The 794-nt window shown below is 78.3% G+C and carries 1 pseudogene (running past one end of the window); it reads right to left on the bottom strand.

The window, feature by feature from the left end:
* Window positions 1-126: 126 nt before the first annotated feature.
* Window positions 127-794 (bottom strand): annotated as a pseudogene (dacB, locus tag HCJ92_RS25450) (D-alanyl-D-alanine carboxypeptidase/D-alanyl-D-alanine endopeptidase) (it continues 589 nt past the right edge of the window).

The raw sequence follows: 794 nt of genomic DNA, 5'->3' as shown, positions 1-794 counted from the left end.
GCGGGGTGGCGGCTCCGGCCTGCGCCGGGAAGCCGGGGACACGGGCCGGGGAGGCCGGCACAGGCACCGGGGCAGGCACCGGGGCAGGAACGCTCGGCCCGGACGCGGCCCCGCTCCGCCGAGGTGTCAGGCCGCGTCGTTCACGCCCGGTGCGCCGAGGGTGCGGCCGGTGAGCGCGGCTGCCGCCCGGTCGAGGGCGGCCTCGGCCTCGGCGGGGCCGGGGGTCTCCCCCGCGAGGAAAGCGAAGGCCAGCACTCGGCCGTCCGTGTGGACCACGGTGCCGCTGAGGGCGTTGACGCCGGTCAGGGTTCCCGTCTTGGCGCGGACCAGGCCGTTGCCGCCGTCAGTGGTCCGGCCGGTGAGGGTGCCGGTGAACCCGGAGATAGGCAGGCCGGTGAGGACGGGGCGCAGATCGGGGCGGTCGGGGTCGGCGGCGGCCGTCAGCACGCCGGTGAGGGCGTGGGGGGTGAGCCGGCCGGCGCGGTCCAGGCCGCTGCCGTCCACGAGCCGGACGTCGGAGACGTCGACGCCGAGGTCGGCGAGCTGGGTGGTGAGGGCGGCGCCGACGCCCCTGAGGCTGGTGGGCTCGCCCAGCTCGACGGCGATGTGCCGGCCCAGCGCCTCGGCGAGGTCGTTGTCGCTGTCGGTCAGTATCCGCTCCACCAGGTCCGTCAGCGGGGCGGAGAGGGGCCGCGTCCGGGCCGAGCGTTCCTGCCCCGGTGCCTGCCCCGGTGCCTGTGCCGGCCTCCCCGGCCCGTGTCCCCGGCTTCCCGGCGCAGGCCGGAGCCGCCACC

The sequence above is a fragment of the Streptomyces spiramenti genome (assembly GCF_012034385.1).
Lineage (GTDB): Bacteria > Actinomycetota > Actinomycetes > Streptomycetales > Streptomycetaceae > Streptomyces > Streptomyces spiramenti.
The sequence above is the reverse complement of the archived record's forward strand: the minus strand, read 5'-3'. Positions and strand labels throughout refer to the sequence as shown.